Origin of the sequence: Halapricum sp. CBA1109, assembly GCF_009741825.1 — an archaeon.
Taxonomy (GTDB): Archaea; Halobacteriota; Halobacteria; order Halobacteriales; family Haloarculaceae; genus Halapricum.
Map to the genome: position 1 here is coordinate 48,140 of NZ_WPCA01000002.1, position 20,603 is coordinate 68,742.

The 20,603-nt window shown below is 62.5% G+C and carries 22 protein-coding genes and 3 pseudogenes; 11 read left to right on the plus strand and 14 right to left on the minus strand.

From position 1 onward, the window contains the following. Nucleotides 1-80 precede the first annotated feature (80 nt). Together GJ629_RS00515 and GJ629_RS00520 are read left to right on the plus strand one after the other, a co-directional pair. Nucleotides 81-545 (plus strand): hypothetical protein, encoded by a 465-nt coding sequence (locus tag GJ629_RS00515; RefSeq protein WP_157511258.1) that lies wholly within the window; start codon nt 81-83, stop codon nt 543-545. Beyond that, nucleotides 530-2,233 carry a PAS domain S-box protein gene (locus tag GJ629_RS00520; RefSeq protein WP_370515736.1) on the plus strand — a complete coding sequence of 568 codons (1,704 nt, stop codon included), beginning with the start codon at nt 530-532 and terminating at the stop codon, nt 2,231-2,233. Before GJ629_RS00515 ends, GJ629_RS00520 begins: the two co-directional genes overlap by 16 nt. Nucleotides 2,234-2,372: 139 nt before the next feature. On the opposite strand, the pseudogene GJ629_RS00525 reads toward GJ629_RS00520, so the two are convergent. Beyond that, nucleotides 2,373-2,588: pseudogene (locus GJ629_RS00525) on the minus strand (IS4 family transposase); the annotation flags it as partial. Nucleotides 2,589-2,854: 266 nt separating this feature from the next. Here GJ629_RS00525 and GJ629_RS00530 point away from each other — a divergent pair. From GJ629_RS00530 to GJ629_RS00545, 4 genes are all read left to right on the plus strand, one after another. Beyond that, nucleotides 2,855-4,243 (plus strand): hemolysin family protein, encoded by a 1,389-nt coding sequence (locus GJ629_RS00530; protein ID WP_157511260.1) that lies wholly within the window; start codon nt 2,855-2,857, stop codon nt 4,241-4,243. Nucleotides 4,244-4,810: 567 nt separating this feature from the next. Next, nucleotides 4,811-5,101, plus strand: coding sequence for a hypothetical protein (locus GJ629_RS00535; protein WP_157511261.1), 291 nt, complete (start codon nt 4,811-4,813; stop codon nt 5,099-5,101). A 20-nt stretch (nt 5,102-5,121) separates the two neighbouring features. Next, nucleotides 5,122-5,673: a hypothetical protein gene (locus GJ629_RS00540; RefSeq protein ID WP_157511262.1), complete on the plus strand. Its 552-nt coding sequence runs from the start codon at nt 5,122-5,124 to the stop codon at nt 5,671-5,673. Between the two features lie 1,112 nt (nt 5,674-6,785). After that, nucleotides 6,786-8,027, plus strand: a complete 1,242-nt coding sequence (locus GJ629_RS00545) for a phage integrase SAM-like domain-containing protein (protein WP_157511263.1) — start codon at nt 6,786-6,788, stop codon at nt 8,025-8,027. Nucleotides 8,028-8,238: 211 nt separating this feature from the next. On the opposite strand, the gene GJ629_RS00550 is transcribed toward GJ629_RS00545, so the two are convergent. The 8 genes from GJ629_RS00550 to GJ629_RS00585 all read right to left on the minus strand — a co-directional run bounded on the left by GJ629_RS00550 (nt 8,239) and on the right by GJ629_RS00585 (nt 13,847). After that, on the minus strand, nt 8,239-8,871 hold the full coding sequence (locus GJ629_RS00550) for a phosphoribosyltransferase (protein WP_157511264.1): 633 nt from the start codon (nt 8,869-8,871) through the stop codon (nt 8,239-8,241). A gap of 134 nt (nt 8,872-9,005) precedes the next feature. Continuing rightward, entirely contained in the window at nt 9,006-9,407 is a 402-nt protein-coding gene (locus GJ629_RS00555) for an Hsp20/alpha crystallin family protein (protein WP_231754399.1), read from the minus strand. 219 nt (nt 9,408-9,626) lie between these two features. Beyond that, nucleotides 9,627-10,388, minus strand: a complete 762-nt coding sequence (locus GJ629_RS00560; RefSeq protein WP_157511266.1) for a proteasome assembly chaperone family protein — start codon at nt 10,386-10,388, stop codon at nt 9,627-9,629. Nucleotides 10,389-10,558: 170 nt separating this feature from the next. Further along, nucleotides 10,559-11,293, minus strand: coding sequence for a class I SAM-dependent methyltransferase (locus GJ629_RS00565; protein ID WP_157511267.1), 735 nt, complete (start codon nt 11,291-11,293; stop codon nt 10,559-10,561). Next, on the minus strand, nt 11,280-11,744 hold the full coding sequence (locus GJ629_RS00570) for a DUF6069 family protein (protein WP_157511268.1): 465 nt from the start codon (nt 11,742-11,744) through the stop codon (nt 11,280-11,282). The genes GJ629_RS00565 and GJ629_RS00570 overlap by 14 nt, the downstream gene beginning before the upstream one ends. A 171-nt stretch (nt 11,745-11,915) precedes the next feature. Continuing rightward, nucleotides 11,916-12,227, minus strand: coding sequence for a pyridoxamine 5'-phosphate oxidase family protein (locus GJ629_RS15905; protein ID WP_197428348.1), 312 nt, complete (start codon nt 12,225-12,227; stop codon nt 11,916-11,918). Next, nucleotides 12,164-13,483: an MFS transporter gene (locus tag GJ629_RS00580; protein ID WP_370515733.1), complete on the minus strand. Its 1,320-nt coding sequence runs from the start codon at nt 13,481-13,483 to the stop codon at nt 12,164-12,166. The genes GJ629_RS15905 and GJ629_RS00580 overlap by 64 nt, the downstream gene beginning before the upstream one ends. 136 nt (nt 13,484-13,619) lie before the next feature. Next, the gene (locus GJ629_RS00585; protein WP_157511270.1) at nt 13,620-13,847 is read right to left on the minus strand and encodes a hypothetical protein; all 228 of its coding nucleotides are present in this window, start codon (nt 13,845-13,847) and stop codon (nt 13,620-13,622) included. 46 nt (nt 13,848-13,893) lie between these two features. Between GJ629_RS00585 and GJ629_RS00590 the strand changes: the two genes are divergently transcribed. From GJ629_RS00590 to GJ629_RS00600, 3 genes and pseudogenes are all read left to right on the plus strand, one after another. After that, the gene (locus tag GJ629_RS00590; protein ID WP_157511271.1) at nt 13,894-14,448 is read left to right on the plus strand and encodes a DoxX family protein; all 555 of its coding nucleotides are present in this window, start codon (nt 13,894-13,896) and stop codon (nt 14,446-14,448) included. Between the two features lie 43 nt (nt 14,449-14,491). Next, nucleotides 14,492-14,988, plus strand: a pseudogene (locus GJ629_RS17750) (cation:proton antiporter regulatory subunit). A 15-nt stretch (nt 14,989-15,003) separates the two neighbouring features. Next, entirely contained in the window at nt 15,004-16,209 is a 1,206-nt protein-coding gene (locus tag GJ629_RS00600) for a cation:proton antiporter (protein ID WP_370515734.1), read from the plus strand. Here the strand turns inward: GJ629_RS00600 and GJ629_RS00605 are convergent. Then, a complete protein-coding gene (locus GJ629_RS00605) occupies nt 16,206-16,811 on the minus strand; it encodes a hypothetical protein (RefSeq protein ID WP_370515737.1) in 606 nt (201 codons plus the stop codon). The genes GJ629_RS00600 and GJ629_RS00605 overlap by 4 nt on opposite strands. A gap of 20 nt (nt 16,812-16,831) precedes the next feature. After that, the gene (locus tag GJ629_RS00610) at nt 16,832-17,455 is read right to left on the minus strand and encodes a hypothetical protein (RefSeq protein WP_157511273.1); all 624 of its coding nucleotides are present in this window, start codon (nt 17,453-17,455) and stop codon (nt 16,832-16,834) included. A 74-nt stretch (nt 17,456-17,529) separates the two neighbouring features. On the opposite strand from GJ629_RS00610, the gene GJ629_RS00615 reads away from it, so the two are divergent. Next, nucleotides 17,530-18,132 (plus strand): metal-dependent hydrolase, encoded by a 603-nt coding sequence (locus GJ629_RS00615; protein WP_157511274.1) that lies wholly within the window; start codon nt 17,530-17,532, stop codon nt 18,130-18,132. Nucleotides 18,133-18,140: 8 nt separating this feature from the next. Here GJ629_RS00615 and GJ629_RS00620 read toward each other — a convergent pair whose 3' ends face one another. The 3 genes and pseudogenes from GJ629_RS00620 to GJ629_RS00630 all read right to left on the minus strand — a co-directional run bounded on the left by GJ629_RS00620 (nt 18,141) and on the right by GJ629_RS00630 (nt 19,844). Further along, on the minus strand, nt 18,141-18,569 hold the full coding sequence (locus tag GJ629_RS00620) for a CopG family ribbon-helix-helix protein (RefSeq protein WP_157511275.1): 429 nt from the start codon (nt 18,567-18,569) through the stop codon (nt 18,141-18,143). A 57-nt stretch (nt 18,570-18,626) separates the two neighbouring features. Further along, the gene (locus tag GJ629_RS00625) at nt 18,627-19,007 is read right to left on the minus strand and encodes a hypothetical protein (protein WP_157511276.1); all 381 of its coding nucleotides are present in this window, start codon (nt 19,005-19,007) and stop codon (nt 18,627-18,629) included. Then, nucleotides 19,004-19,844 (minus strand): annotated as a pseudogene (locus GJ629_RS00630) (ParA family protein). The gene GJ629_RS00625 and the pseudogene GJ629_RS00630 overlap by 4 nt, the downstream one beginning before the upstream one ends. A gap of 216 nt (nt 19,845-20,060) precedes the next feature. On the opposite strand from GJ629_RS00630, the gene GJ629_RS00635 reads away from it, so the two are divergent. Next, nucleotides 20,061-20,525, plus strand: coding sequence for a nucleoside deaminase (locus GJ629_RS00635; RefSeq protein ID WP_370515735.1), 465 nt, complete (start codon nt 20,061-20,063; stop codon nt 20,523-20,525). Nucleotides 20,526-20,603: the final 78 nt, after the last annotated feature.

The window sequence follows — 20,603 nt, forward strand, 5'->3', positions numbered from 1 at the left end:
CTACTGCGTGGCGGTACGTAGCTCGAACAGTGTTCTCCCGTGGTATTAATGTGGCTCACGACAATCAAACGAGTGTTCGTATGAGCGAGAGCCGCGGGAGGCCTGAGCTCGAAGTGCTGGTGGTCACGGAGGACCGGTCGTTCGGCAGTGGGGTGGTTGATGCGATCGAAAGAACGGAAGGTGCGCCGAGCGGGGTGCGGGTCGAACCAGCGGTCGAGGAGGCGATACAGCGCGACACCAGCAGCCTCGGCGGGGCTGTTGTTGACGGGCAGATAGCCGAGCCGGTAGCCGTCATCGAACGGTTCATCGAAGAGGCGGGTCTGCCGGTTGTCGTCCTCAGTGAGTCGGGCTGGGACGACGAGACGATTGCCCGCGTCATCGAGGCGGGAGCGACCGACGTGTTTCCCCGGACGACAGCGAACGCACAGTACGAATCGCCGTCGAACGGCTCGTTACCGATAGCTCCCCCGCGAATACGCAAAAGGGAGGGTCGCCTTATGGGGAGGCATATGAGGCGCTGTTCGAGAAAATCTCCGAGGGGTTAGTCGTCCACGAGCCCGAAACCGGCGTGATCGTGGACGTGAACGAGCGATTCTGCGAGATGAACGGGTACGAGCAGTCGGAACTGATCGGTGAACCGATCGGGATCGTGATGACTGACGACGAGGCCTACGGACCCCAAGCAGCCACGGAGATGATGCAGCAGGCGCGCACAGAGGGGCCACAGCGGTTCGAGTGGCGCAATCGGCGCAGAGATGGAAAAACGTTTCCGGTAGAAGTCGATCTGACGGTGATCGAACTGGATGGTGAGGAACGGGTCCTCGCGAGCGTCCAAGATATCACCGAGCGAAAGCGCAGGGAGCAGGAGTACGAACAGATCTTCAACGGGGTCGAAGATCCGATAGCGGTGTTCGATCCCGATACCGGCGACATCACGGAGGTCAACGAGCCGTATCGTGATATGATCGGATACGACGACCTCGAGACGATTCAAGAATTGGGTATCGAGGGGATGAGCCCAAGCGAAGGGGAGTACACCGCCGAGCGGGGTACGGCACTCATCCGAGAGGTGAGTACCACCAGTGAGCCGAAAACCGTCGAATGGGAAGCCGAGACGGCCGGTGGTGACCGCCGGTATCTGGATATAACGCTATCGCCGGCCGTTATCCGGGGCGAGAAACGGGTGTTGAGCATCCAGCGAGACGTCACCGAGCGAAAGCGGCGGGAACAGGAGTACGAACAGATATTCAACGGAGTCCAAGACGCGATAGCCGTGTTCGATCCGGGGACATTGGAGTTCCTCGATGCCAACGAAGCCTATCTGGAGATGTTCGATCACGAGAGCCTCGGCGAACTTCGCGAGCGAGGGGTTTCCGGACTCAGTGTCACCAAGGAAGGGTACACGGAACAGCGGGGTCGAGAGGTCCACCAACGGGTCGTAGAGAGCGACGAGCCCGAAATAGTCGAGTGGCAGGGAGAGACCAGTAGTGGCGAACGCGTCTGGCTTGAGGTCAAGGTCGCTCCGGCCGTTATTGGTGGCGAGCAGCGTACCGTCTCGATTCAGCGGGACATCACAGAGCGCAAGCGCCGCAAACAACGGTTAGAGGTTTTCAACCGGATTTTGCGCCACAACCTCCGAAACCGCCTCGACGTGATCCAGAGCCACGCCGAAGAGTTGCAAAGCCGGACGACTGGCGACCACGCAGAGCGCATCGTCGCTGCTGTCGACGACCTAGCCGGGGTCGGGAGACGCGCACGCCAAGTCGACCAGATCTTATCAAAAGAGGATAATTTTACCGAAATAGACATCACCCAGCGGTTACGTGAGATCGTCGAGACGATGGAAGCGATAGATAGTGACATCGTCGTGAGGACTGACTTCCCGAAAGAAGCGCGTCTGCAAACGGACGAGGAGAGCATAACGATGGCTGTCGAGAGCGCGCTGGAGAATGCACTCGGGCACGCAGCATCGGCGGTGGCCGTTGCCGTCGATGACAGACCGACCGAACACGTGATTACGATTGCCGACGACGGCCCCGGTATTCCGGAGGAAGAACTCAGACCGATCGAAGCCCAGACCGAGACGCGCCTCCAGCACGGGAGAGGCCTCGGTCTCTGGCAACTCCGATGGTGTGTAGATAACCTCAACGGCGAACTGACAATCGAAACCGACACTGGCACAACCGTCCGCATTACGGTTCCCAAACGACGCAATCCGGGTCAGTCAGTCTGACAGCACCCCGGCCTCGATTTCGCAAGACAATAGCAGACCGGCTATGACTATCACGATGCGCAAAATCAGGTTTGGACCGAATACCTGCACTTCGAGTTTCCCCGATATCCTGACCGGAAAGAGCATTCGTCTTTAGATAAGACTCACATCCCGGTTGCGTAGCGGTAGCGAGCGTCTCCTGTAAGATCGGTCGTTGCTGGTGGATCTTCTGTACGTCGTCGATCAGTCGCTCCAACGGCGGCGGTGGCGAGTATCCGAGGTACTCACCGAGTTCGTGGAGGATGAGCCGAGCGTGCGACCGGAAGGTCGCCGCCCAGCGTTCCGGCGGAAACACGATCACATCGTCAGCCTGCTCCTCGTGGCGGGCCTGGAACTCATCAGCGAGGAACTCGTGCAACCGCAACACCGTTCCATCAGTGATCATCACGTCTCGGAGCCGGTCGATATCAGCGTCAACAGCGTCAGGAACAGCGACCTCGCCGAGCGCGGTCTCGGGAGTTCGCACGGCGTAGGTCTCAGGGGGTCCAGTGCTTCCATCAGATTCGTTCGTATGGGTGTCGGTCAAGGAATCCATACCCTGTTCCCACGGGTTACTTTTCAGCTCACGCAGTAGGCGGTCGTATGTGGATATCCCTCCGCACAGTACTGTCAACGGGCGGCCTCCACCAGTACAACGTGCCGGTCGTCGGCCTCGAACTGAGCCAGACGGCAGTCACCGTGATCGGTATCGGCTTGATTCTGCTTCTCCTGGTAGGGTCGGGATTCTTCTCGTCGTCGGAGATTGCGCTGTTCTCTCTACCGTCCCACCAAGTCGATGCGATGGTCGAGCAAGGCTTGCGCGGCGCACGGGCGGTTGCGTCTCTCAAGGAGGACCCCCACCGCCTGCTCGTAACGATTCTCGTGGGGAACAATATGGTCAACATCACGATGTCCTCGATATCGACGACGATCGTTGGCTTCTACTTCGACGCGGGCACGGCAGTTATCGTCTCGTCGCTCGGCATCACATCGGTAGTGTTGATATTCGGCGAGAGCGCACCCAAATCCTACGCTGTGGAGAACACCGAACTACACGCACGGCGTGTCGCTCGGGGGCTGAAAATCGTCGAGAAGCCACTGTGGCCGCTTATCACCGTGTTTCACTATCTGACGGGCGTCGTGAACAGACTTACTGGCGGCAGCCCGTCCATCGAGTCGACCTACGTCAGCCGGGACGAGATTCGGAATATGATCCAGACGGGCGAGCGCGAGGGCGTCCTCGACGAGGAGGAACACCAGCGGCTCCAACGCGCCCTGCGATTCACCAATGCCACTGCCAAGGAGGTGATGACCCCCCGACTCGATATGGCGGCTATCTCCAGTGATGCGACCGTCGAAGCGGCAATTCGAAAATGTATCTCAAGTGGTCACGCGGACCTCCCAGTCTACGATGGGTCGCTGGACAACGTGATCGGCGTCTTCGACATCCGTGACCTGCAGGATGCAGACTACGACACGTTCGATGACCTCGACGTAGAGGACGTGATCACTCCGACGCTCCACATCCCCGAGTCGAAGAACGTCGACGATCTCCTCTCGGAGATGCGCGAGAAACGGATGCAGATGGCTATCGTCGTCGACGAGTTCGGTGCTACTGAGGGCCTCATCACCATAGAGGATATGACCGAGGAAATCGTCGGCGAAATACTGGCGGGTGATGAAGAGGATCCGATCGAGTTCGTCGATGACGACACCGTCCTCGTGAACGGGGAGGTTAATATCGAGGAAATCAACGAGGCGCTCGACATTGTCCTGCCGGAAGGCGAGGAGTTCGAGAGTATCGCGGGCTTCGTCTTCAACCTCTCTGGCCGCCTCGTCGAGCAGAACGAGGAGTTCGAGTACGAGAACGTCACGCTGCGGGCCGAACAGGTCGAAAACACACGGATCCAGAAGGTCCGGGTAACCGTCGACCGTGACCTCGCCGAATCGCTCGAAGAGGAGACACCGGGAAGCGAGGGCAATTCCGAGTGACCGGCAATATCCTGAGTGTCCGAGCTACAGGACGTGGTGTTTCTGGGGGGCTGTTCAGCAGTGGAGACAAAGATTAGAGGGTCACGGCACTACGCTCCCAACTTGTCCATCCGATATATTTGACGTAGCACAGCAAATATAACGATTATAAATACGGCACCTAATACGAACCCCAATTGACCTGCGTAGGGAATATCGAATGGTGAAAGTCGTGACCCGACGATTTGTCCTGAACGGATCATTGCTATACTCAACCCTAAGATCAGAATAGATTTCACAATGAAATCAGAGACCGTCGATCTGTTCACCATACCGCGATTTATTTTCGAACAGTGATATATGTACCCCAGATATATCGAGTAACAATCATCTGTACTGAGCGGCTTTTTTACCCCAAAATCAAAAAACACCGCAATGTGAGGTGTAGGTTCGGCCAGTACAGATGTCATATTTATTGACAGATACAGGAGTTGAAACTGGTCGTCTCAATGCATACGGCTCACACCGTGGACCCAAACGTTTACTGTTCCGAGTTTCGTAACTCTATTGTCGATTACACCTGCGCTGGTGGCTGTACTGAGCCACCGAGACGAATACCCCGTCATCGACCGCGTCCTCGAAGAGCACGGCCTGCTGACCTTCGCTCTCGCACACGACCTCGTGATGGATCACAACGATGGGGACGTTCCGATACGCCAGATCAGTGACCTCACAGGTCTCTCCTCCGGGATGACCTACGATCTCGTCGACGCGATCTACGCGATTCGAGACTTTGATACGACTGCGTCCAGCCCAGAGACGTACACCCCATCCAACGTCGACAGTGATCAGTACGACGTCGACGTGACTGAGGAATGAGTGCGGGTGAACAAAGGCGGATGTTCACGGCCAACATCGTCGATACAGTTGTCTTTCGGAGTCTTGGGAAACACCCGAACCCGCATCTCGACAGACCCGAAGACGCCGTCGAGCAAGCACAGACTGAGATTTGGGTTCCAGAACTCATCTACGAGGAACTGGCAGACCACGGACCAGACGGCACGACGAACCCGTATCTGGATCACGGAATCGACGACGAGTGGATTCGAGTTGTATCGTTACCAGACTCAGAGCGTAACTCGGCCGACGGTGAGTCCGATCCCGCTACGGAGGCGTGGCAGGAGGCAAACCACTTCCTCGACCAGCACAGCAAGTACCCCACGACGAACAACCGGCGAGATGCGGCGATTGTAGCTCTCGCAGTTCGCCTCTTCGAGCAGAATACACGGATTCGCGTCATCACCCATACCGCGGACGAACTGCTGGCAAGAGCCTGTGCGATCATCCCGCCGGAGTTCGGCTACCACGAGGTTGCATCACGATACTACCATCCGCCTGCGACTGCGAAAGAGCAATTCCTCACAATCGCCAGTCTCACGTGGGAAAAGTAGTCGACGAAGAGGAACTCCTAGAGGGAGCCATCGACCCAGAGGAGGTCGATACGGAGGAACACCGACGACGGGATCTCTATCGCCGGCAGCGTGATCGCGACGGAACCGATCTGCCCGAAGAATCAGAGGAGCAATCGTCCAGTACCCGTGGCAGTCACCAGCTCTTCGTTGCTGCTACACAGTACTACGTCCCCGAACACGTCTAGGTCAGTCTGGTGTAGAGATCCAGAGTCTCCACACCGCGTGACGGGCGTTCGATTGTGAGCGTGGAGCGTTGCTGGAAAGCCTCACTCACACAGATTCGTAGTCGTCGAGAGGGATGTTCCACGAGAAAGACGGCTTCCACCATATCAGTAACGCCAAACCGGATTTGAAGAGGCCGCCATTGGTGGCCTGTCGGTACAGTACCAGCCGGTCTCCGATTGTTTCTGCCTCCTCAGTAGTTACTGACTGGCAATCGATCGGTTTGAGCTACTCTGGAACCGGACCACAGGGCATTCCAAGGTCATCTCGTCGCATAGGCGGTGTGACTGCTCTGTTCACAGCCACGATGGGAGTGAACGTGAGCAAATGGTCGGAGATCAGCTGATCACACTGGTGTGTCGATCCGTACTCTGGCGGTGGCCCTGAATAGCGGCATACCCGGAAGAGTCATTGCCGGAATTTCCGAAAAGCTCGCTCGGCAGTTCCCCGACAAAAGAAAACAAGAGCAGAGAACGACTCACCCTGCCTATGATGTTCCTTACTTCCCTCTGATAGAATTGCTACTGCATCACGCAGTCGATCCCGAGCAGTACTAGATTTGTCGAGATGTGTCAGTTTCCGTTTGATTTGTAGAATCTCATCTGCCGAAACTCTGGAACAGCGAGCGATTTTCTGTATAGCAATATATAATTTATAATCTCTGTCTTTCCGGTTAAGAGGGCTCAGATAGGCGTTAATCGCGGTATCCGGGAAATAGCAATGTGGACGTGATTACTCCAATAATCACGATCACTTTGAAGTACCACGCCGCCGTCGGTGAAGCACGAATGCTGCAATCGGCTCAGAACGGTGCTTTCCCCGGAGTAGAGCCGCCGAAACCGAACGCACGGAGGCGAGGGGGCCGATAGATGGCTGACCGGACGCTTTCGACGCCGCTCGACGGGACGTTCGAACAGTACCTCCAGGACAAGGGCAAAGGTCGCGGCGGCGACGGCGGGAACTACCGACGGAACGCGGCGCGGGAACTCGACCGGTTCGTGGAATGGGCCGCCGGCGACCGCGGTGCCGACGACTGGCACGGAATCGTGCCGGACGGCGCGGACCGCGAACCCTCCTTCGAAGACCTCGACGAGCGGGTCTTCCGGGAGTACGCCCGACATCTCGCCGGCGACCGCGGCCTCAAGCAGAACACCGTGCAAACCTACTACCGCTATATTTCCGCGTGGTGTGGCTGGTGTGTCAACGAGGGGTACCTCGGGGCGCACTACGCCCAGCGGGCGAGTGCGATGGCACCGCTGCCGGAGGACGACGGCCGCAAGCCCGGCGACCAGCAGGCCTGGACGTCCGACCAGCGCCACGCCCTGACCCGGTACGTCGACGAACAGGCCCGCGACGCCATCGAGGCGTACACCACACGTCCGGAGGGGACCGAGCCCATCGACGGACAGCGGGCGCGCTACGCGGCGCTGAAGGCGGCGCGGGACCGGGCGCTCGTGTTCGTCCTCGCGTACAGCGCCGTCCGCGTGGGTGAGCTCCTCCGGGACCCGGACGACCCGCGTCGGCGTGGCGTCCGCTGGGAGGACATCGACCTCGAAGACGGGCGGATGGACGTCTACCGGAAGAAACAGCAGTGGGACGCCGCGAGCCTGCCCGATCCGGTGATCGCTCCGCTGAGAAGCTATCGCCAGTTGATGGCCCCGCCGTCCGAGCGGTGGCCCGTGTTTCCGACGTTCGACCGGCGGACGCTCGCGGGACTCCTCGAAGAGGGGCTAGCCGACCGAGGGAAGCGCCCGGACGCAATCGCCGAGCGACGCGACGAGTACGCCCGTGACCTCCTGTTGGCGCTCGACGCGGACGTTCGGCCGCCGTCGCTCACGACGGACGGCGCGCGGTCGGTACTCCGGCGGCTCTCGGCGGCGTCGCCGGTCGACATCGACCACCCGAAACACGACTATCTCGCGCCCCACGGCGGCCGCCGCGGGATGGGCGAGGTGCTCGTCCGGGCGTTCGGGTACACGGTCGCGGCCCGATACCTCGACAACTCCGAGGAGATGGTCCGGGAGCGATACTCGCATATCGAGGCCGGCGAACTCGGTGACGTCGCAACGGAGGCGCTCGCAGAGGTAGACGGCTCGCTGGCTCCGGAGTGAGGTGCACTCGCGTCGAACTACCCCGAGACGAACACAGAGACTACTGTCGGTTGTTGTCGGGGACGAACCTCGAAGTCGACGGGTCGGCGCTGACCGGCGAGTCCGCACCGGTCCTGAATGACCCCGATTGGCAGGATGCGGAGAACGCCCACTGAGGGATCGCCGTGACTCCGCCGGATTTCTTCATCGGCTCGCTTCACGGTTACCGCCCCTAGTCTTCGGTTCTGTCAAGATAGGCTTTCGCTCGTTCGTCGGAAACCTGCTCGAACGACTCGTAGAACTGGCCCACTGCGCCAAAGTGGGGCGGGGATTCGACACAGATTACGTCGTCGGCTTCTGACCGGAGTTTTTCAATCGTCTCAGGAGGCGCGACCGGGATGGCGAGAATCACGCGTTCGGCACCCGCGTTGTTGATTTGCCTGATGCACGCGATAGTTGTCGCCCCCGTTGCAACACCGTCATCGACGATAAGTACCGTTTTTCCACTGTACTCCAGTGGCGGTCGTTCTCCACGGTATCGCTTTATTTTGTCGAGGGCGGCTTGGCGCTGGTGTTCGATCTGGTCTTCGAGGTATGTGTCCTCGATCGCCAACTCGCCGATCAACGGCTCGTTTCGCCACACCGTTCCGTCACTAGCGACCGCACCGACGGCGAGTTCCGGATTTTGCGGCGCTCCGATTTTTCGGGCAGATACGATATCGAGCGGGATCTGAAGGCTGTTCGCAACAACTCGTCCCACCGGGAGTCCGCCGCGAGGGATCGCCAGAACGACGTCTGCCTCGACATCGTAGTCGTCGAGGAGACGAGCGAGTTGCCGGCCGGCCTCGGTGCGAGTTTGGAACATAGGGGTCCTGTTCTCGGAGCCGTTCCCAGTGAACCGCTTGCTCGGTCAGTCGAGCGCACTGTTTGACGGGCGGGACCGACTGTCATCGTCTCTCCGACCATCGGCCCGTTCCGGGGACGAGAGATGGGATCCGACTACGTTCCCTCGATCTCGATGTTGCGGGCCGCTTCAGTCGCGAGTTTCGGAAGTGTCACAGTCAGCACACCGTTTTTCATATGAGCTTTCACACCGTCTTTGTCGACTTCTTCGGGGAGCCGAATCGACCGCTTCGTCGACTCGTGGCGGCGTTCGTGTCGAATGAATCGCTCTTCCTCTTCGTCGAGTGTCTCCTCGTGTTCGGCCTCGATTCGGAGCGTATGGTCCGTGATCTGAATGTCGATATCGTCGCGTTCGAAGCCGGGGAGGTCGACCGTCGCGACGAACTCGTCGTCCCGGTCGACCAGATCGATCGCCATCGCCTCGGCCGCCGATGTCCACCGACCGAAGGGACCATCCGACTCCCACATACGGGACGTGTCGTCGAATTGTCTGCTCATACGCTCGAAGAGCTGTTCTAATTCCGTGAAGGGGTTGCCGCGAGTGCTCATCGTTTGGATCACCCACTACGTCCACGGCGCCCGTCACGGATTAGTATGCGTACCCTTACCACGAGTTGGAGTGAACATCCCCTCGCTACGCTCGGCCCCCTGTAGCTAGTACCCGGTGTAGACGGAACGGAAACGCCGAACTACCGTCGAGGGGCGGCCCCATCGTTCTCACATAAACATACTGTCTTCCGGGTAGTCCCGCGTCGCGAGTGACTGTTCCCCTTCGGCGAGAGACTCCATCCGTTGGGTTAGCTCCTGGTAGTATTGTTTCAGTTCCTCAGAGCGCGCTCGTAGTTCCGCTTCGTCGACAGTGAACCCGTAGATCTGCTGGATAGTATCCAACAACAGGAGCGAGGCGTCGATGTCCGGCCCCGGCGGGTGGGTGGGAGTAATGTATACACCGACGGGCGGTGCATCCGCATCGAGCCCTTGGGTTACGAGTTCGCCGACCACGCCGTCGAGGAAGCCGCCTTGGAGCGGTTCGATGTCGGCGTCGACGAGGCGCCGTTCCCGATAGTCTGGGGTTGCGACGCTGAACGCAGCGTGCTCTTCCGGTCCGTGTGGGAACGGGACGCCGTGGAGAATCGCGATCTCCTCGACGTCAACGGACGACACCCACTCGATAAGTGCATCGGTGAAGGAGTGAGCAGCCCACACCGGCACGAACAGTTCACCGAGCAGCACCGATAACTCCGTGCCCGCGAGGTTGTAGAGGCGCGTGGGGTGGCGTGGCTCCCCGTTTTGAAACGGCGTGATAGCCGGGAAGTTGTGAGCCGATACGTGCCCGATCTGTTCGGAATCAGCGTGTCTGACGAGGTAGTCTGCCGCCGTCACCCCGGCCATACCCAGATGGGAGAGTCCGACGAGGAGCGTTTTTCCGGGATCCGTCTCGGTCGGTACACGCACCTCAAACGTCGGATCTGCGGCCATATCGGTACGTTACAAAGAGAGGACATAAAATGATTTCTCAGAGTAGAGGGTGGGGCGGGCAGGGGCCGGTCGCTGTTGGGGCCTGTGAGCGGTCCGGATACGTCCCGTCAGCGCTGCCGGGAACGGGCCGTTGGGGGTTCCACTGGCGAAGTCGAGACGCGGTACTGTGATCACCGTCGCCGGACACCGACGAAAAAGGCAGGGTTCCGGCTCCACTGTCGTTCGAATATCGTCTCGAACGCAAAGATGATCTCCCATCCCCCGGCGCGTCCGAATCGCTGCCGGAGTTCACGCGGGGAAATGCCGTAGGCAGACCGCTCGTCCCGACGAGCATCGCCGAGCACACAGTAGAGCCCGCCGCTCGGGATGACATCGGCGAGGCCGGCGACGAACCGGTCCCGTTCGGCGTCGCTGAAAATATGGAACATCGCCGAATCGACCACGGTCCGGAACGTGAATCCGCGTTCACGGAGTCCGGAGAGATCGAGCGCGTCCCAGACGAGAAACTGTGCGGCGATCCGTCGCCAGCGAGCTTTCTCCGTCGCTTGTCGGATCGCAAGCGGGGACAGGTCGATCCCGAGTACTTCGTGTCCGTGCCGGGCAAGAAACAGCGACAGTTCGCCCGTTCCGCAGCCGACATCGAGGACGGGACTCCGAACGAGACCTGCCTCGAGACTCCGGACGAACGCCCGCTGGGGGCGGCCGATATCCCAGTTCGGAACACCGGCGTACGCCGCGTCATAAACGTGGGCGATCGGCCGCAGTCTGGAGGGGATCGAAACGGTCGGCGTATCTCCGAACCGATCTCCCGGATGCTGTGCACGCCGGGTTCGGTCGGCCCTCGCGGCGCCTCGGTCCGGGTTGCCGGCTTGCCCGACTCGCGGATCCTCGTTAGTCCGCCACATCAGTCGAGTCAGATCCCACACGCCGGTTCCCGATAGCGCCGGCGACGAATGCGACTATCGGGACCGCGACCACCACGTGATACAGCACGAGGACCCCTTGGCCGGTTGGAGTAACGCCCATCGAGGGGGTGACGGACACGACCGGTACGAGCATAACAGCGAAGACAGCGACGGCGACGACGAGGAAATTCCGAACGGGCCTGTCAGTGACCGTGATCAGAGCGCCGTACACGACGGCGGCGCCGATTCCGGCGGCAATGGTCGTTGCGACCAGCGGAACCGCCGCGAACGGCGACGCCGGCCCGGACGCGCCGACGTCGACGGCGAGTGCGTCGACCAGCGTCTGGGAGAGTAGGACGCCGACGAGTGCGACGACGACGCCGACTGTGGTACGGCGCGCGAGCGATCCCCCGGTCCGGGGGACTGAAAACCGAAGCGTCGTCTGTTCCATCCGCACAGTAGGTACGCCGGACGTAAAGAAAAGCGGCAGATATTCAGAGTAACACCGTCCTACGGCCGGATAAGCTCCTTCGTTTGGGAGGCAATGCGACGCCGGTGCCCCGAGTGACGGGCTAGCGTGACCGGGACGGCGGCGATTGCCCGCTCACCTCGTCGGCACGGATCACAAATACGACCCGCTGCTATCCACTCGGCCCGGGGTAGCGTCGGCCAGTCCGTCGAGATAGTCCCGCGCTCCGTCCTCGCGCCGTTCGATTACCTCGCCACGGATCGAGAGGTACCGATACGGGTTCTCCGGGTCAGCTATCGCCAGTGCGAGGCGAGGGTCCTTCCGGACGTTCCTGTCCTTTCGGTTGTCTCGAACAGTGTTGACGAGCACGTGTTCGCCGTCGAAATCGACCCAGGAGGATGTCAGCGCCGCAACAACAGCGCGACCGGCACCAACAGGAGTGCCCCGACGACGAACGGTGACCAGTAGACCACGACGTAGGCGACGGCGGCGAGCGGTGGCCCGACAGTCCGCCCGAGGCTCCCCGCGCCTTGGGTGACGCCGAAGGCAGCACCCTGAGCGTTCTCGGTGGCTCCTTCCGACACGAGTGCCGCGAGGCCGACCGTTATCGCACCGTTGCCGAACGAAGCTAATGCGCCGAACACCACCAACACGAGGAATCCCCCAGTCACCCATCCGGGACCACTACCGAGGAGAGGAGCCGTTCCCGCCAGCGGGGACACCGCGAGCAGGACGAGCGCGAGGAACAGCGCCACGACGCCCCCTCTGACGACGGACCGCAGACCGACGTTCCGCGAGAGCCAGCCGACGAGTACCCCCTGATTGACGATCCCCAACACACCGATGTAGGCGAGAAATATCGCCGCCGCAGTGGCATCGTACCCGAAGAGATCGGCCAAGAACGGGACGAACATCACGGTCATACCAGCGAACGAGAGCGAGGTCAGAAAGAACGCGACGACCAGCGGACGGAGGGTCGGATCGGCGAGGGCCGTCCGGAACTGAGCGACGAACGTGACACGCGCCGTGGGACTGCGGTGTCGGTCCGGTTCCTCCAGTACGACGACCGTTGCGGCGAGCGCGAGAAACGAGAAGCCCGCTGCGGCGAAACTCGGCAGCGAGAAACGAGTCACCGGGACGAACGAGGGGAAGACGGCGCTGACGGTCGATACCACCGCGTCACTGGCGAGGAGACCACCGATCGCCGGGCCGAACACGAACCCCAGACCGAAGGCTGCGCCGACGAGGCCGAGCGCGCCGGGTCGCTCTTCGCGGGTCGTCACGTCGGCGATGTACGCCTGAGCGGTGGCGATGTTCCCGCCGGCTGCCCCGGCGAGCAACCGGGCGCTGAACAGGACGACGAGTCCGAACGTCAGCCCGAGAGCCGCACCGATCTCGGCGGCGATGCCGAACAGAAGCCAGGCAACGCCCGAGACCCCGACCGAGAGCATCAACACCGGCCGCCGGCCGCGCTCGTCTGAGAGCCGACCCAGCACCGGCGCCGCTCCGAACTGGGCAAGCGAGTACGAGGCGGCCAACAGTCCGATGAACACGTCGCTGACGCCGAACGAGCGGACGTAGAACGGAAGGATCGGGATGATGATTCCGAAGCCGAGCAGATCGATGAAGACGATGCCGACAACGACTGCGATCCGGCGCCGGGTTCCCGACGGGGGGGCTGACGCCGCCTGCGAACTCGCCGCCGCTCTACTGGAGGCCACGTGAAACAGAAACCCTGATGGGCGGAGAGACGGGTGTCGCAACTCCACCTGTCCCGCGTTCGAATTGGTCTGTGATCGGAACCACTGCTTGGACGCTGAGCATAGGGCTGGATTCCCCGAGTTCGTCGCTGACGGTTCAGGCGGCGGAGCGAGTCGACTTGAACGCGTCGATTTTCGAGGGATGCGACGCGAGGTCGTTCGGGCCGATGCCGTACGATTCGGCGTCGGCCATCGGGTTCGACCCGTAGCCGATGTCCTCGAACCAGTTGTACGTCTCGGCCGTCTCCTCGCCGGCCACCTCGCGGTAGAGACCAGTTCGGGCCCGTACTACGTCGATGGGTCCGAGACTTCGGCTGGATAGCAATATGACCCGTATATTTAAGTTCTTTATACGAGTGGTTCGTTATGTTATGTCATCCCAAGAGGTTCGGCTCGAGAGTACGATCGGCGGCTTCACGGCGAGCGGGCAACTGCACACACTGAGCGTCTGGTTCATCCTCGCGCTCCGGTTGATGATGGGGATCGCGTTCTTCCAGAGCGGCCTCGATAAGGTACTGTCGGGGAGTTTCAGCGCCGCGGGCTACCTGCAGAACGCGCCGCCGGCCAACGGGAGTCCGGCCGCGGACCTCTTCGTCGCGATGGGCGAGACAGGCTGGTTCGTCGACTTCGTGAACATCGCCGTCCCGTGGGGCGAAGTTCTCATCGGGTTAGGCCTAATCGTCGGTTGTCTGACCCGGCTGGCGGCCTTCTGGGGCGCGTTCCTGATGTTGCTGTTCTACCTCGGCAACTGGGACGTTACCCACGGGTACATCAACGGCGACTTCGCGTACATGCTCGTGTTCCTCGCCGTCGCCGCGTTCGGCGCCGGACGGATCCTCGGCCTCGACGCCTACATCGAGCAGTACGACGTGGGCGGCCAACCGCTCGTCGAACGGTTCCCGTTGAGCCGGTATCTCCTCGGGTGAGCCACTCGCTACTTTGATAGCGCTGGCCGGCGAGCCAGCCGGTATGACCGTCTACGAGAGCGACCTTCCCGGCGTCGGGAAGAAGTTCGAGATCGAACTGGACGACGGGGAACGGCTCGTCGTCGTCATCCACAACACCGGCAAGCGAGAACTGTTCCACAAGTCCGCCCCCGACGCGACGGCGAGAAGGTCGTCGAACTCTCCGACCGCCTCGCACAGACGGTCGGGTCGATCATCGAGGGCGGACACTTCCAACCGGTCGAGAGCGACAGCGTCCGAACGATGCTGGCCGAGGGAACGCTACTGGAGTGGTACAACGTCGACGCAGACACGGACTTGGTCGGTCGGACGCTCGCCGACGCCCGGGTGCGCGAGCGGACCGGCGTCTCCGTCGTCGCGATCCAGCGCGACGACGAACTCCTCCCCTCGCCGGGGCCTGACTCGACGATCGAGGCCGGGGACACGCTGGTCGTCATCGGGAGTCAGGAGGACATCCGCGCGTTCGACGCGGTGGTCTCGGCCGACGGCGACGAGCAATGACGGGAGTGAGCGGCCGTGGCGAGTGAGACGGCCCTGCTGGAGATCGGACTGCTGTTCGCGGCAGTCGCGACGGTCGGAGCGGTCGCACGACGCGTCCGCCAGTCCGTCATCCCCTTCTACATCGCCGCGGGCATCGCGCTCGGCCCCTACGTCACCGGTCGCCTCGCGCCGTTCTCGCTGACGGAGACGGAGTTCGTCGCCGTCGGGGCCGAACTCGGTATCGTCCTCCTGTTGCTCTTTCTCGGACTGGAGTTCAACCTGTCCCGGCTGGCCGCTGACCGCGACCGGATCGGCAAGGCAGGGACGCTGGATCTGTTCGTCAACTTCGGCGTCGGGTTCGCCCTCGGCTATCTCCTGTTCGGTGCCGTCCTCCCGGCGTTTCTGGTCGCCGGCGCCGTCTACATCTCCTCGTCGGCGATCATCTCGAAGTCGCTGATCGACCTCGGCTGGATCGCGAACGACGAGGCGGGGCCGATGCTCGGCATCCTCGTCTACGAGGACCTCGTCATCGCCGTCTATCTCGTCGTCGCGTCCACGCTGGTGCTCGGCGGCGGTGACCTCGAATCAGCGGCCCAGTCGATGGCCGTCGCCGTCGGGTTCATCCTCGCGTTGCTGGTGCTCGTCGCCAAGGGGACGCCGCTGTTCCAGCGGCTATTGTCCACCGATTCGCGGGAGTCGCTCGTCCTCCGAGCGGTCGGGATCACCGTCCCCGTCGCCGGGCTCGCGCTCTATCTCGGCGTCAGCGAGGCCGTTGCGGCCTTCTTCGTCGGGATGGCCGTCTCCTCGACCGACCACGTCCACGACATCGAGGGCCTGCTTGAACCGCTCCGGGACGTCTTCGCGGCCGTGTTCTTCTTCTGGATCGGACTGGTGACCGACCCGCTGCTGTTCGTCGACGTGGCCGGTCTGATCCTCGCGGCCGTGGTCGTGACGACGCCGACGAAACTGCTCAGCGGCTATCTGGGCGGCCGCGTCTACGGCCTCGACGCCCGCCGCTCGACGCGGGTCGGCCTCGGGATGACTACCCGCGGGGAGTTCTCGCTCATCATCGCGTCGCTGGCGCTGTCGGGCGCCGGCACGACGCTCACCGGCGGCGTCGGAGAGACCATCTACGCCTTCGCCGTCGGCTACGTCCTCGTGATGAGCGTCCTCGGGACGACACTGATGCAGTTCTCCGGAGCGGTCGAGCGGGTCGTCGTCCCGCGGCTCGAACGCGGTTAGTCGGCCGCGAACAGCCTGTCGCCGATGGTCTCGGCGACGCCCGTGAGATGGGCCTGTCCGAACACCGCGACCAGCACCGCCCCGAGGGAGTTAAACAGCAGGTCCTTGACGGTGTCTTCGAGGCCGAACTGCGCCAGCGGCATCGTCACGCCCGTTAGATCGGTCACCACGTCGAGACCGAACTCGAACAGCTCCCAAATGACGCCGAACGCGAGAACGACGACGAGAGTGTAGACGAAAAACAGCCGTCGCGGGACGTGGATTGCGTCGCTGTGGAGGTCGATGGACCGGGCGGCGGTGTATCCGACGGCCGCGACCAGCGACGCCGACATCGCGTGAGTGATGCTGTCCCACCAGCCGAGCTGTGCGTACAGTCCCGCCGAGCCGAGGGTGTGGAGGAACACGGCGGTCGTGATCCACAGCGCCAACCACGGGTCGAGCGTGAGGCTGTAGTTCCGTTCGATCAGCGGCGGCAGGAGTGTGATCCCGAACGCGATAGCGCCGTTGGTGATCGCTTTCGGCTGGCCCGCCAGCAGGCCGTAGCCGACGATAGCGAGCAACAGAACCTGCATCCCACGGGTGAGTCGGCGCTGGTTTCTCACCGACGGCCGAGGTAACAGCGTCATCGTCGGATCCTCCTGATCGAGCGCCAGAGGGCGCGGTCGCGCCGCCGGAAGTAGCCGTCAAAGAGCAGTCCCGCGACGACGCCGGCCAGCGTGACGTACAGCCACTCCATCATCAGGGCCTCGTTGTCCGAGAGAAACGCCGTGCCGAGGACGCTGTCGGCGCCGTAACGGAAGATGGTCCACACCGCCACCGCCGCCAGCGTCGTCAGGACGACCAGCACGACGGCGAAGACGTGCGTGACCTGCAACTCCGTGAACATGTGGAGTTCGACGATGACGAGCAGGGCCAGCGCCGCCAGCGACAGATACGTCGCGAACGTTCCGAGAGTCCCGCCGACGAGTCCGCGGACCAGAATCGGCAACAGGGCAACCACGAGCAACTCCCACGGGAGCATCACCCGCCAATCGCGGTAGGCGACCGGCGGGAGGAGGACGATGGCCCCGACGACGCCGACGAGCAGTATCCAGCGGTAGTCGACGCCGACGACGCTCTCGACGAACACCACGGCCAGCACACCGACCAGCGCCCACGCGAGGCCGGCGTTCGTCCGCCCGTCGCGGAACAGGCGCTCGATGGCCTCGGCCACCGCTTCACCGTCGCCGTCGCCGCCGGCGGTCATACCCGACAGAACGGACCTACCCGAGATAAACCCGGCGACGTGTTTATACGGCCCACGGCCGTCCGTACGGCCGTATGATGCTGCCGACGCACGCCGTGGTGGGCCTCGCCGTGACGGCACCGTTCCTCGTCGTCGCGCCCGATGCCGCGACGGCGGCGATGGCCGGTGCTCTCCTCGGGAGTGTCTTCCCCGACCTCGACCTCTACTCGGGCCACCGGCGCTCGCTGCACTTCCCGACGGGCTATACGCTGTTCGCCGTCCCGGCGATAGCCGTCGCGTTCCTCGTCCAGACCTCACTGACCACCGCGCTGGCCGCCTTCGCCGTCGGCGCGGCGCTCCACTGCCGGATGGACCGCTACGGGGGCGGCCTCGAACTCCGGCCGTGGGAGGGCAACTCCGAGCGCGCGGTGTACGACCACGTCCGCGGGACGTGGCGACAGCCCAAGCGCTGGATCCGGTACGACGGCGCTCCCGAAGACACCGCGCTGCTGGGCGTCCTCGGCGTTCCCCTCGCGGCGACCCTCGCGCCACCGTTCCGGTGGGTCGTCGTCGCCGCACTGGTCGTCGGCATCACCTACGGCCTGCTCCGGCGACGCCTCGCGTCGCTCGCCCCCGTCGTGTTCGGGACCGTTCCGGACGTTCTCGCTGGCTACGTCCCCGAGCGCTACCGACAGTAGCGGCCGCGTCAGGACATATCCGCCAGCGGCCCGAAGTCGTCGACCGGCAGCACCGAGTAGTCGATGGTGAGCGTGTCTTTGGTCGCCCGGATCTTGCCGACGAACGTCGATATCTCCTCCAGTGACCCCTCGAGGACGAACAGTTCCATACAGTGGTGGCCACCGACGTGACTGTGGAAGTTCGACGCGACGATACCCTCGTGTTCGTGTCTGAGGTGCATCATCTTCTCCTCGACGCTCGTCGTCTCGTAGTCGAAGACGACCGTCACGACACCCATCAGGTCCCGCCCCTCCAGTTTCTTGTCCTCGAACTCCCCAAGGAGGTTCCGACTGGCCTCCCGGATCACTTCGCTCCGACCGGTGTAGCCGTGGTCTTCGGAAAACTGGTCGATCCGTTCGAGCAACTCCTCGGGCATCGAGACGCTGACGACGCTCATATGCTAACTGAGCGGGTGCAAAATATTAAATATTGCCAAGACTCGGCGGCCGCGGGGCTACCAGCCGTACCCCCACTCCTCTAGGGTCTCCCGGACGAGTTCGGGATGCTCCTGTGCGACGACCATCGCCGCCTCCGTCACGTCCGTCTTGTAGACGTCCTCGCCCAGTTCCGACTCCATCTCCGCCAAGAGGTCGTCGATGCCGGCCTCGACATCGTCCCGGAGGAAGACCGGCCGCTGCGTCCGGCCGTCCTTGACACCGTCTCGGGCGTGAATGTACGGGAGCGAGCGCCGTCCGTCGTCGTCACCGCCGTCGTCGCGTTCGGCGTCCGGGAGTTCAGCGTCCGCCGTCTGTGCGGCGTCGTCCGCCTCGTCGCCGTCCGTCCCATCCGCAAATGGGTCCTCGGCGAACGGGTCGTCCGTCGATCCCTGCTTCATGCTTCCACCGCCTTCGTCTCGCGGATGCGACGGGCCAGCGACTCGATTTTCTCCAGGGTCTCGAGTTCGTGATCGCGTTCGCGGTCCCGGTGGACCTCGTTGTACGTGAAGGCGGTACACTGCTCGGCCCAGCAGCCCTCCAGCATCGAGGACCGCTCGCGAAGCCGAATCGGAACGTCCCAGCCGTCGGCCGAAAGCTGTTCGAGAAAGCGATCCTGATCGTTCATCCCCTTGTACCGGTTCGGGACGACCGCCAACACGCCGACTTCGATACCGAGTTGCTCCTCCAGCCCCCCGACGAGTTGGTCCAACCCCCGAACGGATTCGTACCCCTTCCCGCTGGGCTCGAACGGGATGACGAGGTGCCGGGTCGCGTGGATGGCGTTGTGGAGTTTGACATCCGCCGTCGCCGGCGGGTCGACGATCAGCGTGTCGTAGCGCTCGTGAACACCCGCCTCCCGCAGGACCCGGAGCAGTTGCTTGTTCGGGTTCCAGGACTCCCCGAAGTCCGCCGCCTCCTCCTCGCGCCGCCGAAGGTGCTTCTCCGCGTACTCGAGGATGTTGTGCGCCGGAACGACGTCGATGCCTTCGCTCGTCTCGATCAGCCCCGAGAACTCTCCCCCGAGGCCGGTCGATCATATGCCGCAGGAGGCTGTCCGCCTGATCGTCGTCGCGGTTCCCGTCGACGTCGAGCAGGTGTGACAGCGATGCCTCCTGCGTGTCGAGGTCGACGACCAGTACGTCCCGCCCGGCCTCGACCTCAGCTTTCGCCAAGTTCGCGGCGAGGGTCGTCTTGCCGACGCCGCCCGCCTCGGAGTACACCGTGTAGGCCAGCATAGTAACTCAGTCGAGCTACGCAGATATAAAACTCAGTCAGACGGTATAGCTATGTAGCTTAGCTAAGTCAGCCAGCTAATCCGAGTGACTACTCCGAATAGCTACTAGAACCACCCGACTCAGCCAGTGAGACCAGCGGGTACAACGGCTCGATGCGGGTATCGGGTCGAGAGTCACCGTAAACCGATTTACGTGCCTATCCCCATCGACTCGGACGTGACCCGGAACGACGACGGCACCACCGACCACGAACCGCATATGCGTCGAGCGCTGGCCCTCGCCCGCGAGGCCGCCGCCCGCGGCGACGAACCGTTCGGGAGCGTCCTCGTCCGCGACGACACGGAGATTATGGCTGAATCGAACCGCATCAACACCGCGGACGATATCCGCCGACATCCGGAACTGCATCTGGCCTATCGGGCGTGCCGGGAGCTATCCCCCGAAGACCGCGCCGACGCCGTGATGTACACCAGCACCGAACCGTGTCCGATGTGCGCCGGCGGGATGGTCCGAGCCGGATTCGACTCGGTCGTCTACAGCGTCGGGGGCGACGAGATCGAGGCGTTCACCGGGAGCCCCGCGGCCACGCGGGCCACCGACATCCTCGACGGCGTCACTGACGTCGTCGGCCCCGTGCTGAACGAGGCGGGACGGGGCGTTCACCGAGAGTACGACTGGTAATCGGGAGCAGAACGGGTGCTGTCGCTGGCGGTATGTAAATACGAAAACCCCCACACAGCGGGTGCTGTGTGAGGGTTG

Excerpts from the sequence above, each read along its gene's own strand:
- GJ629_RS00515 (WP_157511258.1), top strand. The coding sequence starts at position 81 with ATGAGCGAGAGCCGCGGGAGGCCTGAGCTCGAAGTGCTGGTGGTCACG.
- GJ629_RS00530 (WP_157511260.1), top strand. The coding sequence starts at position 2,855 with ATGTGGATATCCCTCCGCACAGTACTGTCAACGGGCGGCCTCCACCAG.
- GJ629_RS00540 (WP_157511262.1), top strand. The coding sequence starts at position 5,122 with ATGTTCACGGCCAACATCGTCGATACAGTTGTCTTTCGGAGTCTTGGG.
- GJ629_RS00545 (WP_157511263.1), top strand. The coding sequence starts at position 6,786 with ATGGCTGACCGGACGCTTTCGACGCCGCTCGACGGGACGTTCGAACAG.
- GJ629_RS00550 (WP_157511264.1), bottom strand. The coding sequence starts at position 8,871 with ATGTTCCAAACTCGCACCGAGGCCGGCCGGCAACTCGCTCGTCTCCTC.
- GJ629_RS00555 (WP_231754399.1), bottom strand. The coding sequence starts at position 9,407 with ATGAGCAGACAATTCGACGACACGTCCCGTATGTGGGAGTCGGATGGT.
- GJ629_RS00560 (WP_157511266.1), bottom strand. The coding sequence starts at position 10,388 with ATGGCCGCAGATCCGACGTTTGAGGTGCGTGTACCGACCGAGACGGAT.
- GJ629_RS00565 (WP_157511267.1), bottom strand. The coding sequence starts at position 11,293 with ATGTGGCGGACTAACGAGGATCCGCGAGTCGGGCAAGCCGGCAACCCG.
- GJ629_RS00570 (WP_157511268.1), bottom strand. The coding sequence starts at position 11,744 with ATGGAACAGACGACGCTTCGGTTTTCAGTCCCCCGGACCGGGGGATCG.
- GJ629_RS00590 (WP_157511271.1), top strand. The coding sequence starts at position 13,894 with ATGTCATCCCAAGAGGTTCGGCTCGAGAGTACGATCGGCGGCTTCACG.
- GJ629_RS00610 (WP_157511273.1), bottom strand. The coding sequence starts at position 17,455 with ATGACCGCCGGCGGCGACGGCGACGGTGAAGCGGTGGCCGAGGCCATC.
- GJ629_RS00615 (WP_157511274.1), top strand. The coding sequence starts at position 17,530 with ATGATGCTGCCGACGCACGCCGTGGTGGGCCTCGCCGTGACGGCACCG.
- GJ629_RS00620 (WP_157511275.1), bottom strand. The coding sequence starts at position 18,569 with ATGAGCGTCGTCAGCGTCTCGATGCCCGAGGAGTTGCTCGAACGGATC.
- GJ629_RS00625 (WP_157511276.1), bottom strand. The coding sequence starts at position 19,007 with ATGAAGCAGGGATCGACGGACGACCCGTTCGCCGAGGACCCATTTGCG.